Below are 13,593 nucleotides of genomic sequence, written 5' to 3'. Positions count from 1 at the left end.
GCTAAGGTCCCGACCTGACGCGTTCAAGGATCACGGGTTCCGGCGGGTTGCCGCGCTCGGACTGCGGTATCCAGCGGTCCAACGCCAGCGCCAGTGGTTCGGCCGCCGGGCGCGTCAGGGCCTCGGCCAGCTGGTGCCAGGTGCGCGGCCCATGCGCCAGATATTGCGGCCTGCGGTCGCGCCGAGCCAACCGAACCCACTGGCAGGCGACGCGAAGATGGCGTTGCGCCGCGCAAGCTTCGAACGCATCCAGGAAATGTCGCGGGTCGAGTTCCGGCCGCGCGGCCAGATAGCGATCCAGCGCGCGACGGCGACAATGGGGCGGGATGTCGCGGCGCGCGTCCTGCAGCAGCGAGACCAGATCATAGGCGGGGTGGCCCAACGCCGCGCCCTGGAAGTCGATGATGCCGATGCCGCCCTGCGGCAGGCGCAGCAGGTTGCCGGCGAAGTAGTCGCGGTGGACGAAGCAGCGTGGGCCGGCGGCAATCGGCTCCAGCATCGCCGCCAGGGCCGCAGCCACGTCATCCCGCGCCGCTTGGGGCGCGGATTCACCGTATCGCGCCGGCCACCACCAGTCGAACAGCGTCGCCGCCGCCGTCGCCGCCATAGCCGACGCATCCCATGCCGGCAGCCCCGCCGTCGGCGCTTCGCGCTGCATCACCACCAGGGCATCGACAGCCCCGTCCAGCAACTGGTCCGGCGCATCGCCGCGATCGAGTAGCACCGACAACAGGTCGTCGCCGAGGTCCTGCTCTAGCAACAGGCCATGCACCTCGTCAGCCGCCAGGATCAGCGGCACCGACAGCCCGACGTTGCGCAGAACGGCGGCGATGCGGACGAAGGCGCCGACGTCCTCGGGCGGCGGAGCGTCCATCAGAACCGCCGGCCGGTCACCGCGGATCCGCAGATAACGCCGCAGGCTTGCATCCTGGGCCAGCGGTTCGACATCGCCGGGCGGGTATCCGTTGCGCGCCAGGAATGCGGCAACCAGGTCGTCGCGGGTCATGCCGGCGGATTCTCCCCTCCGGCGATCAGGTTCGGGGGCACCAAACCCAGCCGGTCGTCCCATCCCGCCAGCGTCGCCTGCCGCGCATCGCCTTGCAGCAGCCGCAGGGTGACAGTCAGTGCGTCGGCCGGGCGCAACAAGCCCAGCCGGTCCGGCCACTCCACCAGCACGATGCCATCCAGCGCCTCTTCCCAGTCTAGTTCGGTCAACGCGGCGGACCCATCCAGTCGCCACAGATCATAATGGAACACCGGACCGATCCGTGTGTCATAGCTTTGCACCAGGGTGAACGAAGGGCTTGGCACCTCGATCATCGGATCGCCAGCGGCAGCGCGCAGAAAGCCCCGCGCCAGCGTGGTCTTGCCGGCCCCTAGCGGACCTTCCAGCAAAATGCAGTCGCCGACGCGCGCGACCGACGCCAAGTATGCGGCCAGCGTCTCGGTAGCGGCAAGATCGGGCAGCGCAACAATGACCCAGGCGGACATTCCCCCAATTTGGACCAGCGGCGGAGTCGGATACAACAGGTGTTCTCCTCCGCTGGCCCGGCGCGGCCTTCCCACAGCGGCGGGCTTCCCGGCTGCCAACGGTTCCGGTTTGTCGCCCGGTCACCTCATGCTACAGCACGACCTCAAACCGAGACCCACGGAAGTTCGATGAACCAGCCCATCCCCACCCGCGCCACACAACGATTCTTCTCCGCCCCGCTAGCGGAGACCGACCCCGAACTTGCCGCCGCGATCCGCGCCGAGGCTGCCCGTCAGCAGGATGGCATCGAACTGATCGCATCGGAGAACATCGTCTCCGCCGCGGTGCTCGAAGCGCAAGGCTCGGTGCTGACCAACAAATACGCCGAGGGCTATCCCGGCCGGCGCTACTATGGCGGCTGCGGCTTCGTCGACGTCGCCGAGACCCTGGCGATCGAGCGCGCCAAGCAACTGTTCGGCTGCGGCTTCGCCAACGTGCAGCCGCATTCCGGCGCGCAGGCCAATCAGGCGGTGTTCCTGGCACTGCTGCGACCCGGCGACACCGTGCTGGGCATGAGCCTCGCGGCCGGCGGTCACCTGACCCATGGCGCCGCGCCCAACCTGTCGGGCAAGTGGTTTCGCCCGGTGCAGTACGGCGTGCGGCGCGAAGACGGGCTGCTGGATTACGCTGAACTGGAACAACTCGCCCGCGCCGAACGCCCGAAGCTGATCATCGCCGGCGGCTCGGCCTATCCGCGCTTCATCGATTTTCCCCGGATTCGCAAGGTTGCCGATGAGGTCGGGGCATACTTCATGGTGGACATGGCCCACTTCGCCGGTCTGGTGGCGGCGGAGCTGTTCCCCACCCCGCTGCCGCACGCCCATGTGGTCACCACCACGACGCACAAGACGCTGCGCGGCCCGCGCGGTGGCATGGTGCTGACCAACGACGCGGAGATCGCCAAGAAGATTAACTCGGCGGTCTTTCCGGGCCTGCAGGGTGGCCCGCTGATGCACGTCATCGCCGGCAAGGCGGCGGCCTTCGCAGAGGCCCTGCGGCCGGAGTTCCGCACCTACCAGAAGGCGGTGCAGGACAACGCCAGGGTGCTGGCCGAGACCCTGCGCCAGCAAGGCCTCGATATCGTCAGCGGCGGCACCGACAGCCATCTGCTGCTGGTCGATCTGCGGCCCAAGCGGGTCACCGGCAAGGCCGCCGAGGCCAGCCTGGAACGAGCCCACATGACCGCCAACAAGAACGCGATTCCGTTCGACCCAGAAAAACCGGCGATCACTTCGGGCGTACGGCTGGGGTCACCGGCCGGCACCACGCGCGGCTTCGGCACCGCCGAATTCCGCGACATTGGTCTAATGATCAACGAGGTCCTGGAAGCGCTCGGCCGGTCCAATAACGATTCTAATTCGGCTGTAGAGCAGGCGGTCGGAGCACGGGTGAAAGACCTGTGCGCACGCTTCCCGCTGTATCCGGCACACTGACCCGCCATGCGTTGCCCGTTCTGCGGCTTCGACGACACCCAAGTGAAGGACAGCCGCCCCACCGAGGACAACGGCGCGATCCGCCGCCGCCGCTTCTGCAGCAATTGCGGCCAGCGCTTCACCACCATCGAGCGGGTGCAGCTACGCGAGCTGACCGTGGTCAAGGCCGATGCCCGCCGCGTGCCGTTCGACCGCGACAAATTGGCCCGCTCGATCCGGATCTCGATGCGCAAACGACCGATCCAGGAAGAGCGGATCGAACGCATCGTCAACTCCGTTGTGCGGCAGTTGGAGGCCTCGGGGGACAGCGACATCCCCAGCAAGCAGATCGGCGAACTGGTGATGGATACGCTGAAGGAACTGGACAAAGTGGCCTATGTTCGTTTCGCCAGCGTCTATCGCAACTTTCGCGAGGCCAAGGATTTTGAGGAATTCGTCGGCGGTCTCGGCGCCGTGGCGGAGAAGTAACGATGGCGGTCGCCGGATCGGATCAGCCTCCGCCGGCAGCGGCGAGGGCGCGGCAGGCCGACCCGGCCCTGGTCGACACTCAGCACATGCTCAGCGCCCTGGCCCTGGCGCGCCGAGGCCTGGGCAGCACATGGCCCAACCCCTCGGTCGGCTGCGTCATCGTGCGCGACGGAAGGGTGGTCGGCCGCGGCACGACGGCCCCCGGCGGGCGCCCCCACGCCGAGGTCGTTGCGCTGGCAATGGCGGGTGACCAGGCCAAGGCTGCCACCGCCTATGTCACGCTGGAACCCTGCTGCCACTTCGGTGCGTCACCACCCTGCACCGATGCGCTGATCGGCGCTGGGATCAGCCGCGTCGTGGTCGCTGCAACCGATCCCGACGACCGGGTCAACGGTCGCGGGCTGGAACAATTGCGCACCGCCGGCATCGCGGTGGAAACCGGTCTGCTGCAGGCCGATGCGCTCGACACGTTGATCGGCTTCGACCGGCGGATCCGCCTCGGCCGGCCGATGTTGACACTGAAACTCGCCTCCACCCTGGACGGCCGCATCGCCACCCATGGCGGTGAGAGCCAATGGATCACCGAAACCCCGGCTCGGCGCCTCGGCCACGCCATGCGCGGGCGGCACGATGCGGTCATGGTCGGCGTCGGCACCGTGCTGGCCGACAACCCCGACCTGACCTGCCGCATCCCCGGCTTCCGCCCGACACCCAACGTGCGCGTCATCACCGACAGTCATTTGCGCACCTCGCTGACCTCCCGTCTGCTGACCACCGCCGCCACCGTGCCGACCTGGTTCCTGCTGCGCGAGGGCACCAATCTGGCGCGTGAGGATGCGTTCGTCGATCTCGGCGCCAAGCTGATCAAGATCCCGGGTTCCTCCGTCGGCGTGGACCTGACCGCGGCGATGACCGCGCTGGGCAGCGCCGGCCTCACGCGGGTTTTGGTGGAGGGCGGCGCCAAGCTGGCGGCGGCGTTGTTGCGCGCCGATCTGGTCGATCGTATCGCTTGGTTCCATGCCCCGGCGGTGATGGGCGGCGATGGCTGGCCCGCGGTGCAGGCGTTCGGCATCCAGGCGCTTGACCGCATGCCGCGCTTCCGGCGGGATTGCATAACCGTCATCGGCAACGACATGCTGAGTGAATACGCGAGGCAGCCATCATGTTCACCGGCATCGTAACCGCGCTCGGCCATGTCAGATCGATAGACCCGATCGGCCAGGGCCGCGACATGCGGCTGCTGATCGACACGCCGGCGGCGTTCCTGACCGAACCGCCAGTGGCGTTGGGCGCCTCGATCGCCTGTTCCGGCTGCTGCCTGACGGCGGTGGAAATCGGTGCCGACTGGTTTGCCGTCGATGCCTCGGCGGAAACCCTGGCGCACAGCAAGTTGGGGCACTGGATCGTCGGCTCGCGGGTCAATCTGGAACGCTCGCTGCGGGTCGGCGACGAACTCGGCGGCCACTTGGTGTCAGGGCATGTCGATGGCGTCGGCACCGCTTTGTCGGCGGCGCCGGAAAATGCCTCGGTCCGCTGGGTGTTCCGGGCGCCGATCGAACTGTCCAGGCTGATCGCGGTCAAGGGCAGCGTCGCGGTGGACGGGGTGTCGTTGACTGTGAACGAGGTGCGGGGCGATACCTTCGGGGTGAACATCATTCCCCATACCGCATCGGTCACCGGGTTCGGCACGCTGAAGCCGAATGATCCGGTAAACATCGAGATCGACACCCTGGCGCGCTACGTCGCTCGCTTGGCGGAGACCGCGTGATGAAAGACCTGAAAGAACGGCTGTTGACCGCCGACCTGTCGCAGTACCTGTCGTCGACCGAAGACCTGCTGGAGGAAGCCCGCAACGGCCGCATGTTCATCCTGGTCGATGACGAAGACCGCGAGAACGAAGGCGACTTGGTGGTGCCGGCACAGTTCGCCACGCCTGATGCGATCAACTTCATGGCGCGTCATGCACGCGGCCTGATCTGCCTGGCGATGACCCGCCAGCGGGTCGAGAAGCTTGGCCTGCCGCTCATGAGCCGGCAGAACGGCACCCGCCACCAGACCGCGTTCACCGTCTCGATCGAGGCGCGGGAAGGGGTCACCACCGGGATCTCGGCGGCCGATCGCGCCCGCACCATCGCCGTGGCGATCAATCCCGACAGCACGCGCGACGACATCACCACCCCTGGCCACGTCTTCCCGCTGGTCGCGCGTCAGGGGGGCGCCCTGGTGCGTGCCGGCCATACCGAGGCCTCCGTCGATATCGCCCTCAAGGCCGGGCTCAATCCATCCGCGGTGATCTGCGAGATCATGAACGAGGATGGCACCATGGCGAGGCTGCCGGATCTGGTGAGCTTCGCGCAGCACTTCAACTTGAAGCTGGGTACAATCGCCGACCTGATCGCGCACCGCCGGTTGACCGAGCGGCTGGTGCGTCAAGTGGCCGAGGGCGCGTATGCGCACAGCGCCGGCGGCGAATGGCGCGCCGTGGTCTACGCCAACACCGTCGAGTACCAGGAGCATCTGGTGCTGATCAAAGGCAACGTCGCCGGCCCCGACCCCATCATGGTGCGGATGCACGCGATCGATCTGCTCGACGACATGACTGGGTCACCGCACTGGATCGCCGTGCACAACGCCATGCACATGATCGGCAAGGCCGGCCGCGGCGTGGTGGTGATGATCCGCGAGCATCGGCCGACCGCACTGGCCGAACGGGTCCAGCAATTGTCCGCCGGCGGACCCCGGCCGCAGCGCGAGTTGCGCGATTACGGCATCGGCGCGCAGATTCTGCTCGACCTCGGGATCAAGAACATGATCCTGCTGACCAACCGGCGCCGCACCGTGATCGGGCTGGAAGGCCACGGACTGAACATCGTCGAGCAGCGGCCGATCCCCAACATCGTCGGCGTGGACTACGAGGGATGAGCACCGAGGATGCCGAACTGCCGAGCGCGCCGGCGGTGGACGGCCCGGCGCCGCATCTGCTGGTCGTGCGTGCGCCGTACTATCGCGGCGTGATCGATGGACTGACCGCGGGCGCACAGCGCATCCTGACCCAGGCCGGGGCCAGTGCCGACACGCTGGACGTCGCCGGCGCGTTCGAGTTGCCGCAGGCGATCCGCATCGCGCTGCGCGGCAACACCAAATTTGACGGCTTCATCGCGCTGGGCTGCATCGTCAAGGGGGAGACCGACCATTACGACTTCATCTGCCGCGCGACGATGGACGGCATCATGACCGTCGCGCTGCAGTTCGGTCTCTGCCTGGGCACCGGCCTGCTGACCTGCGACACCATCCAGCAGGCCGAGGCGCGTTCGGGACAGGACGGCCATAACAAGGGTGCCGAGGCCGCCGCCGCGGCGCTACTGCAGATCAACGCCGCCCGCCGCCTCGGCGCGGTTTGATGCGGGCGGGCTCCGCCGCGAGGCGCCATCCGGCGCAGGGCGCCGTCTGATGGGGCGTCTGCCGAAAACCCGCACCCGCACCGCGTCCCGCGTCGCCGCCGTGCAGGCGTTGTTCCAGGCCGAGCAGGCCGGTGACAATGCCGAGGCGGTGATCGAGCAGTTCGTGCGCCACCGCCTGGGGGTGCTGGCAGGTCAGGATGGCTTCGAGGACGGCCGCATCCCCGACGCCGAGGTGCCGCTGTTCAGCCGCGTGGTGCGCGAGGCGGTGCGGCGCCAGGACGTGATCGATCCGCTGCTGGTGGACGCGCTGCCCGCCGACTGGCCGCTGGGCCGGATCGACCCGGTGCTGCGCGCGCTGATGCGTGCCGGGGCAGCGGAACTGTCGATGACCGACGGACCGCCGGCCAAGGTGGTGATCAACGAGTACCTTGATATCGCCCGCGGTTTCTTCACCGGCCCGGAACCGGGTCTGGCGAACGCGGTCCTGGACCGGCTGGCGCGGTCGTTGCGGGAGACGGAGTTCTAGCTGAAGTATTGCCTGATGTGACGAACTTCGGGCTGGCGACATCGATGTGTCGGCGATCGTGCCGGTCTCCGCGTTAACCTCCCGTATCGGGTGAACCTCAAGCTTGCTGGCACCGTCATGAACACCACCATCGCGCCTCGGTCCGGGGCCGCCTGAGTGTCGGCCTCGATCCTCAGCGCTACCCGTCTGGCGAGCGATGTGCTGCGGATGCGCAGCACCGTCCGCATCGGCATCACGGGTCTGGCGCGGTCGGGCAAGACCGCGCTGCTGACCTCGGTCGCCGCCAATCTATTGGCGCTGTCGGCCGGACGCCCGACGCTTCCGGCGCTTTCCGAACACCTGCGCGGCCGCCGGCTCCAGATCTCGGTGGCGCCGGCCGCGGCATCGGCTATCCCGCGCTTCGACTTCGCCTCCAACATGGCCGCACTTGCCGCCGACCCGCCGCGGTGGCCGGCCCGCACCATGGCTGTTTCCTTGCTGGCGCTTGACCTCGATTTGCCCAGGGAGGGCCTTCTGGCCCCGTTCGCCGCACAGCGCCGCCGCCTCGAGTTCCTGGATTATCCCGGTGAGTGGCTGCTCGATCTGCCGCTGCTCAGCCAGGACTTCGCGGACTGGTCGGTGGCGACCCTGCGCCGGCTTGAGGCCACTGAAATCGCCGAGACCGCCCGCCCGTTCATGGCCTTTGTCCGCGGCCTGCCCGCCGCGGCAAAGGCCGACGAAGCGCTGACCGCGACCGGCCACCGGCTGTACACCGAGCTGTTGCGGCGGCTGCGTGATGAAGCCGGATGGGCGTTCCTGCAACCCGGGCGGTTCCTGATGCCGCCGCCCGGCGCCCCACCGCCGTGGACCGAGTTTTTTCCGCTGCCCGGACACGGCCCGCTGGCGACCCTTATGCAGAGCCGGTTCAATGCCTATGTCGAAAGCGTGCGACACGATCTGATGTCGCCAATGTTCGGTGATCTCGATGGGCTGGTGGTGTTGACCGATCTGCTGTCCGCTCTGAACCAGGGCCAATCGGCCTTTGCCGACGCCCAGGCGGCGCTGGCTGCAGCCGCCGCTGCGCTGCGCTGGGATGGGTCCTGGACCGAATGGCTCGCCGCCTTCGCTCGCCTGCAACTGCCGCCGCGATCGATCGGGCGGGTCGCCTTCGCCGCCACCAAGGCCGATCACATCGCCACCCGCCAGCGCACCAATCTCGCCGCGCTGATGCGGCGGGTCACGCGGATACCGGACGGAGGCGCGACCTCAGCGGTATTTTCGATCGCCGCGGTGCGCTGCACCGAGGATGTCGTAGAGACCTTGGCCGGGCGTCCGGTGTCAGCCGTGCGCGGCCGCATCATCGGCGAACCCAGGCCGGCGCGATTCTATCCCGGCGAGGTTCCCGACCACCCGCCCGATGCGGCGTTCTGGCAACATCGCTTTCTTGCGCTGCCCGACTTCGAACCGATGCGCCTGCCCGACGCCGGGCGCGGCGGCATACCGCAACTCGGGCTCGACAGTTTGCTGGCTTTTCTCCTGATGGATGTTCTGTGATGGACACTCGACCCTTGGTCATGGAAGCCGCCCCCGAACCGTTCCTTAAGCTGGAACCCGAGGTCGCCCCTCGGCTCGAAGCGGTGCCGATGATCCTGCCCGCCGCCGACCCGGTGCGCTGGCGCCTGCCGCCCGCGCTGGTCGGAGCGGTCGTCTTCGGCATCGGCATGCCGCTGCTCTGGGCGGCCTGGCTGGTCAGCGAGCTATTCGACCGCTGGGGTGCGCTGGGCTGGGCCGGGGTTGCCGTGCTGGTCGCCGGGTTCGGCCTGATTGGCCTCGGTATCGGCCGCGAACTCAGTGGCCTGGCGAAGCTGCGCCGGGTCGATCAACTGCGAGCCGATTTCGCCAGTGGCGAGGCCGACAGGGTTGCCGCGGCGGCGCGGCGCTGGCTCGACGCCTTGCCGCAGCATGCCGCGATCGGCCCTGCGGTGGCGGCGGCCGACACCCCTGAATCAATACTGGCGCTGCTGCGGGCCGGACCGCAGCAGGCGTTGCGCGATGCCACCGACGCGCTGGGACGCACCGCGGCGTTGCAGAGCGTGGCGATCGTCGCGGCGACGCCAACGCCGGCGCTCGACGTGCTGACTGTGGGCTGGTGCGGAATGCGGCTGATCCGGCGAGTGGCGGCGCTGCACGGCTTGCGGCCAGGGCTGCTGGGTACCCTCGCGCTGCTACAGAAGACGGCACTCGCCGCGGCCGGGGTCGCGGCCACCGAAATGGCGGTCAACGCGGCCACCCACGCGGTGATCGCCCACCCGCTGTTGCGCCAACTGGCCGGCGACGTCGCGGGTGCCGGCGTGGCCGCGCGGCGGATGATCGTGCTGGCCCGCGCCGCCGCCGCGGCATGTTCACCGCTGCCGCGCGGGTAGTCCGGCTGCTGGCCGCTTCGCGCCTTCACAGCGGCTTTTGCATGATCCATTTCGGTGCGCTGGTCGCCAGCGGCACCGACTTCTCGGCGGCGAACTCGTTGGCGGCCTTGACCACGCCCGGCCAGTGCTCATCGTAGTCGTCCCCGACCATGAAACCCCCCGGGGTCAGCACTTCCCAATAGGCGCGGGCATCGCGCAGCACATCTTCATATTCATGCGACGCGTCGATGTGGATCAGGCCGGCGCGAATGCCGACTCGCCCCAGCAGCACCCCGGCGGCGGTCGAGGTCATCGCCAGCGGCACGATCCAGCCCTGGGCGCGGCATCGGACGACGTTGCTCAAGAACTGCTCGTATAGCAGCGGCATGCCGAAACGATGCGGGATCAGCCCGGCAAACGCCGAGGACCGGTCCCAGTGCTCCACGCTGCCCAGGAAGGTGTCCACCGCGATGACCGCGCCGGCCAGCCCGTTGCGTTGCAAAAGCCCGGCCAGGTAGATGGTGGAGGCGCCTTTCCAGGTCCCGACGTCGATCACCACGCTGGGGCGCAGCCCGCGGATTATCTGCTCGAACACCGGATGCTGGCTGTTCCAGCCCTGCCGATCGTCGGCGAAGGTCGGCACGAATCCGGCGTAGATATCGCCGCCGTGGATGCGGCGCATGATGTCGGCGTGGATTGAGCCCGCTGCTTCGACCACGTTATGATCGGCTCCAGTGATGATGTCTGAAGCGGGTGTTAGCGCATCGGCGCGGCGGATGTCATCCGTTGCGTTGATTGTCCCGCCCACGGTCGAGCGGGGCGGAATTTCGCCCAAGGTCCGCTCAGGCCGCTCTGCTACCGGGGCTCGGCTGCAGCAACGCCGTCAGGTCGTTCACGCGCGCCAGCGAGGCGATCTGCATCAGGCTGTCGAACACCGCGGGCAGGCTGGATCGGGGCAGGCTGCGTTCGGCGCAGTCGGAGAATTTGCTCCACAGCTCGGCGTGCGTCATCGGATCGCCAGCCGGCCCGCGACTTGGATAATCGTCCAGGCGGGACGCGAAACGGCCGCCATCGGCGGTCTCCACGATCACCTCGGTGCCCCAATCCCGCGCCATGTCGGGGTGCGGCCTGGCGTTCAGGCACCCCATCAACCGCCGAACGTTAGGATCGAACGGCGCATCCGCCTCGAAATCCGACAGTTTCACCGATCGGTCCGTCAGCGCTCGGGCGACGCAGTATTGCATGCTGAATTTGGCGGCGAGCGGCGTGCGCGGATCGGGATTGTCGGTATGCGGCAGCCGGCGGGCGTGCGGCATGACGCTGACGCGGACGATGCGCGCCGGGTCAAGATCGTGGCGCTGGGCGAGTTCGATCGCCCGGCCGATCGAAGGATGGGTGCTGCCGCAGCGCGGGTAGGGCTTCAGGCCTGGATCGGCGGCGCCCCCGCACTCGAACGGCTGGTACCAGGCGTCGAGGATGCGGTCGGTATCGTAGCTGCCAGGGCCATTGAGCACCTCGAGAAAACCCTGCTTGTGCTCGAATGCGGCCTGGTTGGCGGTGAAGCCCTGATTCGCCATCAGCGCGGCGAACACCCCGTCGCGGATGGCATGTCCAACGTGCAACGGCTTGGTCATGGTGCCGAAATTGGCCTTCAGTCCCGCGGCGAAGGACGCGGCCATGCCGAGCGCTGTGGCGGTCTGGTCGATCGACAGGCGCAACAGGCTGGCGGCCGCGGCGACGGTGCCGAAGATGCCCAGTGTGGCGGTCGGGTGCCAGCCTTTGTCATAGTGATGGAAATTCACCCCGCGGGCAATGCGGCACTCGGTTTCGAAGCCCACGACGTAAGCCAGCAGAAGGTCGCGGCCGCTGCCGGCCGCCATCTCGGCCAGCGGGATCAGCGCCGGCACCAGCATGACCGAGGGATGGCCGCCCATCGATCCGGCGACATCGTCATAATCCAGCGCGTGCGAGGCGACACCATTGATCAATGCCGCATCGAGCACGCTGGTGCGGCGGCTGGTGCCGAGGATCAGCGCCGGTCCCGACGCGGCAGCGATGCCGGGAACGCGAAGCAGGATCCGCGGGGCATCCTCGCGGATGCCGGCGAGGGTAACGCCAACCGTGTCCACGAACGCACTGGCGGCCCAGTCCAGCGCGGCTTGGGTGATGTCCTCGAACCGCAGCGCGTGGATGCGGTGGGCCAGCTGTCGTGCCAGCGTGGTTGTGGCTGATGTGGTCGCGGCCGGAGTGGCGGGCATTGGCAGTCCCTCGCGTGATCGCACCGCAACCGCCGCGGCGAGATCGCCGAGCATGATCGCCCCGGGCGCAATCTTCAAGGCGTGTGGACGCGTCGGCGATGGTGTGGGCCGGTCAGGCCAGGCTGGGGGCCAACGCCGCGCTGGGGATCGGTTCGGCCGGGATGAACAGAACATAGGCTGCCGCGGAACATAGGCCGATAGCACCGGCGACCAGCAACGCCGGCGTGAAAGACCCGGTGATCTGCACCACGAAACCGGTGACCATCGGCGCCAGCGCGCCGCCGATGAATCCGCCGAAATCCATGATCGCCCCCAGCGAAGCCGCATAACTGGACGGCGCGCAGGCATTGGCCAGCGACCAGGACGTGCCCGAGGCACTGAAGCCGAAGAAGATGGCAACCGAGATCGAGGCCACAGCGACCAGATTGCTCGCCGTCTCGGCGGCGACAAAGGTCGCCAGGGACATCGCCACCATCCCGATCACGGTCAGCAGTTTGCGGCTGGCGATCGCGGTCATGCCGCGCGAGGTCAGCCGGTCGGCCAGGAAGCCGCCTCCGATGCTGCCGACCAGGCCGAACAGGAATGGCACCGAGGCGACGAGCCCGGTCTTCGGGATGCTCATGTGGCGCTGCATTTCCAGGTAACCGGGCAGCCAGGCGATGAACAGCCACCCAATATAGACGTTGCCGAAGAAGCCGAGGATGAGGCCCCAGGTGGTGCGGAAGCCGAACAGCTTGCCCCAGGCCCCGGCCTGCACCGGGCGCGCCTCGGGAATCTCACCGCCGTCGTACAGGTAGTGCCGGTCCATCGGCTCTAGAGTTCCGGCATCGAAATCACGATACACCCCGTACCACACGGCCGCGAGGATAATGCCAAGCCCACCCATCAGCACGAACATCCAGCGCCAGCCGAATACCAGCATGATCGGGGTAAGCAGGGCAGGGGCAATGGCTGTGCCAAGGGATGGCGCTCCATTCCAGATCCCAACGCCCAGGGCCTGATCTTTTTCATGATACCAATCCTTCACCACGCGCGCCGCGGTGGGAAACATTGGCGCTTCGCCAATGCCCAGCAGGGCACGCGCAACGAGGAATTGGCCGTAACTAGCGATGAAGCCGGCGGCGGCCTGGGCCAGCGACCAGACGATGAGCGAGACCGTTAGCACTCGGCGCGGTTTGCCGCGGTCGACGACCGCTCCGGCCACCAAAAGGGTGAAGGCGTATGGCCAGAGGAAAGCCGACAGCAGCACGCCCATTTCCGCAATCGACAGGCCCAATTCGTTGCGTATCAGCGGGTTTGCCACCGATAACGTTCCGCGATCCATGTAATTGACCACACAAATGATAAATATCAGCAATAAGCTCGAATTTTGAATATTCCGTACGCGCCGCGTGCGGACGGCCCGGCCTGGCTGTTCCATGAATGGTCTCCCTGCGCGCCCACCCGTCTAAATCGCGGGTGTGACGTCTATGCTGACGCGGCGACGCAAGAGGTTCGTTGTGATCCCGCCAACCCCGGTATGACGTCTAAGCGCAATGCGACCGGGGCGGTCTGGTGTCAAAGGAAAAGCCGCTACGGGATCCTCACGTTTTGGC

At 67.6% G+C, this 13,593-nt stretch carries 14 protein-coding genes; 9 read left to right on the top strand and 5 right to left on the bottom strand.

Features of this window, described 5'->3' with window-relative positions; genetic code table 11:
• Position 1: 1 nt before the first annotated feature.
• Together ACQY4Y_RS01055 and tsaE are read right to left on the bottom strand one after the other, a co-directional pair.
• Positions 2-1,006 carry an aminoglycoside phosphotransferase family protein gene (locus ACQY4Y_RS01055; protein ID WP_428488721.1) on the bottom strand — a complete coding sequence of 335 codons (1,005 nt, stop codon included), beginning with the start codon at positions 1,004-1,006 and terminating at the stop codon, positions 2-4.
• The gene (gene tsaE, locus ACQY4Y_RS01050; protein ID WP_428490707.1) at positions 1,003-1,491 is read right to left on the bottom strand and encodes a tRNA (adenosine(37)-N6)-threonylcarbamoyltransferase complex ATPase subunit type 1 TsaE; all 489 of its coding nucleotides are present in this window, start codon (positions 1,489-1,491) and stop codon (positions 1,003-1,005) included. The genes ACQY4Y_RS01055 and tsaE overlap by 4 nt, the downstream gene beginning before the upstream one ends.
• Before the next feature lie 168 nt (positions 1,492-1,659).
• Here tsaE and glyA point away from each other — a divergent pair, with 168 nt between their 5' ends.
• From glyA to ACQY4Y_RS01005, 9 genes are all read left to right on the top strand, one after another.
• Positions 1,660-2,964: a serine hydroxymethyltransferase gene (gene glyA, locus ACQY4Y_RS01045; protein ID WP_428488720.1), complete on the top strand. Its 1,305-nt coding sequence runs from the start codon at positions 1,660-1,662 to the stop codon at positions 2,962-2,964.
• 6 nt (positions 2,965-2,970) lie between these two features.
• Positions 2,971-3,432, top strand: coding sequence for a transcriptional regulator NrdR (gene nrdR / locus ACQY4Y_RS01040; RefSeq protein ID WP_428488719.1), 462 nt, complete (start codon positions 2,971-2,973; stop codon positions 3,430-3,432).
• 2 nt (positions 3,433-3,434) lie between these two features.
• Positions 3,435-4,613 (top strand): bifunctional diaminohydroxyphosphoribosylaminopyrimidine deaminase/5-amino-6-(5-phosphoribosylamino)uracil reductase RibD, encoded by a 1,179-nt coding sequence (gene ribD, locus ACQY4Y_RS01035; protein WP_428488718.1) that lies wholly within the window; start codon positions 3,435-3,437, stop codon positions 4,611-4,613.
• Positions 4,595-5,200 (top strand): riboflavin synthase, encoded by a 606-nt coding sequence (locus tag ACQY4Y_RS01030; RefSeq protein WP_428488717.1) that lies wholly within the window; start codon positions 4,595-4,597, stop codon positions 5,198-5,200. The genes ribD and ACQY4Y_RS01030 overlap by 19 nt, the downstream gene beginning before the upstream one ends.
• On the top strand, positions 5,200-6,354 hold the full coding sequence (ribB, locus tag ACQY4Y_RS01025) for a 3,4-dihydroxy-2-butanone-4-phosphate synthase (protein ID WP_428488716.1): 1,155 nt from the start codon (positions 5,200-5,202) through the stop codon (positions 6,352-6,354). The genes ACQY4Y_RS01030 and ribB overlap by 1 nt, the downstream gene beginning before the upstream one ends.
• The gene (ribH, locus tag ACQY4Y_RS01020; protein ID WP_428488715.1) at positions 6,351-6,833 is read left to right on the top strand and encodes a 6,7-dimethyl-8-ribityllumazine synthase; all 483 of its coding nucleotides are present in this window, start codon (positions 6,351-6,353) and stop codon (positions 6,831-6,833) included. The genes ribB and ribH overlap by 4 nt, the downstream gene beginning before the upstream one ends.
• 49 nt (positions 6,834-6,882) lie before the next feature.
• Positions 6,883-7,359 carry a transcription antitermination factor NusB gene (gene nusB, locus ACQY4Y_RS01015; RefSeq protein ID WP_428488714.1) on the top strand — a complete coding sequence of 159 codons (477 nt, stop codon included), beginning with the start codon at positions 6,883-6,885 and terminating at the stop codon, positions 7,357-7,359.
• A gap of 156 nt (positions 7,360-7,515) precedes the next feature.
• Positions 7,516-8,892, top strand: a complete 1,377-nt coding sequence (locus ACQY4Y_RS01010; RefSeq protein WP_428488713.1) for a YcjX family protein — start codon at positions 7,516-7,518, stop codon at positions 8,890-8,892.
• Complete coding sequence (locus ACQY4Y_RS01005; protein ID WP_428488711.1) at positions 8,892-9,761, top strand: DUF697 domain-containing protein; 870 nt, start codon at positions 8,892-8,894, stop codon at positions 9,759-9,761. The genes ACQY4Y_RS01010 and ACQY4Y_RS01005 overlap by 1 nt, the downstream gene beginning before the upstream one ends.
• A 25-nt stretch (positions 9,762-9,786) precedes the next feature.
• On the opposite strand, the gene ACQY4Y_RS01000 is transcribed toward ACQY4Y_RS01005, so the two are convergent.
• The 3 genes from ACQY4Y_RS01000 to ACQY4Y_RS00990 form a co-directional block, all read right to left on the bottom strand.
• Positions 9,787-10,458, bottom strand: a complete 672-nt coding sequence (locus ACQY4Y_RS01000) for a class I SAM-dependent methyltransferase (protein WP_428488710.1) — start codon at positions 10,456-10,458, stop codon at positions 9,787-9,789.
• A 124-nt stretch (positions 10,459-10,582) separates the two neighbouring features.
• Entirely contained in the window at positions 10,583-12,076 is a 1,494-nt protein-coding gene (locus tag ACQY4Y_RS00995) for an MmgE/PrpD family protein (RefSeq protein ID WP_428488709.1), read from the bottom strand.
• A 34-nt stretch (positions 12,077-12,110) separates the two neighbouring features.
• Positions 12,111-13,418 (bottom strand): MFS transporter, encoded by a 1,308-nt coding sequence (locus ACQY4Y_RS00990; RefSeq protein ID WP_428488708.1) that lies wholly within the window; start codon positions 13,416-13,418, stop codon positions 12,111-12,113.
• Positions 13,419-13,593: the final 175 nt, after the last annotated feature.

It is taken from the genome of Rhodopila sp. (genome assembly GCF_965277165.1).
GTDB lineage: Bacteria > Pseudomonadota > Alphaproteobacteria > Acetobacterales > Acetobacteraceae > Rhodopila.
This window is presented reverse-complemented; position numbering and strand designations above follow the sequence as displayed.

Bases quoted from the DNA above. Each gene is read 5' to 3' on its own strand.
- ribD (WP_428488718.1), top strand. From the start codon at position 3,435: ATGGCGGTCGCCGGATCGGATCAGCCTCCGCCGGCAGCGGCGAGGGCG.
- ACQY4Y_RS01030 (WP_428488717.1), top strand. From the start codon at position 4,595: ATGTTCACCGGCATCGTAACCGCGCTCGGCCATGTCAGATCGATAGAC.
- tsaE (WP_428490707.1), bottom strand. From the start codon at position 1,491: ATGTCCGCCTGGGTCATTGTTGCGCTGCCCGATCTTGCCGCTACCGAG.
- ACQY4Y_RS00990 (WP_428488708.1), bottom strand. From the start codon at position 13,418: ATGGAACAGCCAGGCCGGGCCGTCCGCACGCGGCGCGTACGGAATATT.
- ribH (WP_428488715.1), top strand. From the start codon at position 6,351: ATGAGCACCGAGGATGCCGAACTGCCGAGCGCGCCGGCGGTGGACGGC.
- ribB (WP_428488716.1), top strand. From the start codon at position 5,200: ATGAAAGACCTGAAAGAACGGCTGTTGACCGCCGACCTGTCGCAGTAC.
- nrdR (WP_428488719.1), top strand. From the start codon at position 2,971: ATGCGTTGCCCGTTCTGCGGCTTCGACGACACCCAAGTGAAGGACAGC.
- nusB (WP_428488714.1), top strand. From the start codon at position 6,883: ATGGGGCGTCTGCCGAAAACCCGCACCCGCACCGCGTCCCGCGTCGCC.
- ACQY4Y_RS01005 (WP_428488711.1), top strand. From the start codon at position 8,892: ATGGACACTCGACCCTTGGTCATGGAAGCCGCCCCCGAACCGTTCCTT.
- glyA (WP_428488720.1), top strand. From the start codon at position 1,660: ATGAACCAGCCCATCCCCACCCGCGCCACACAACGATTCTTCTCCGCC.
- ACQY4Y_RS01055 (WP_428488721.1), bottom strand. From the start codon at position 1,006: ATGACCCGCGACGACCTGGTTGCCGCATTCCTGGCGCGCAACGGATAC.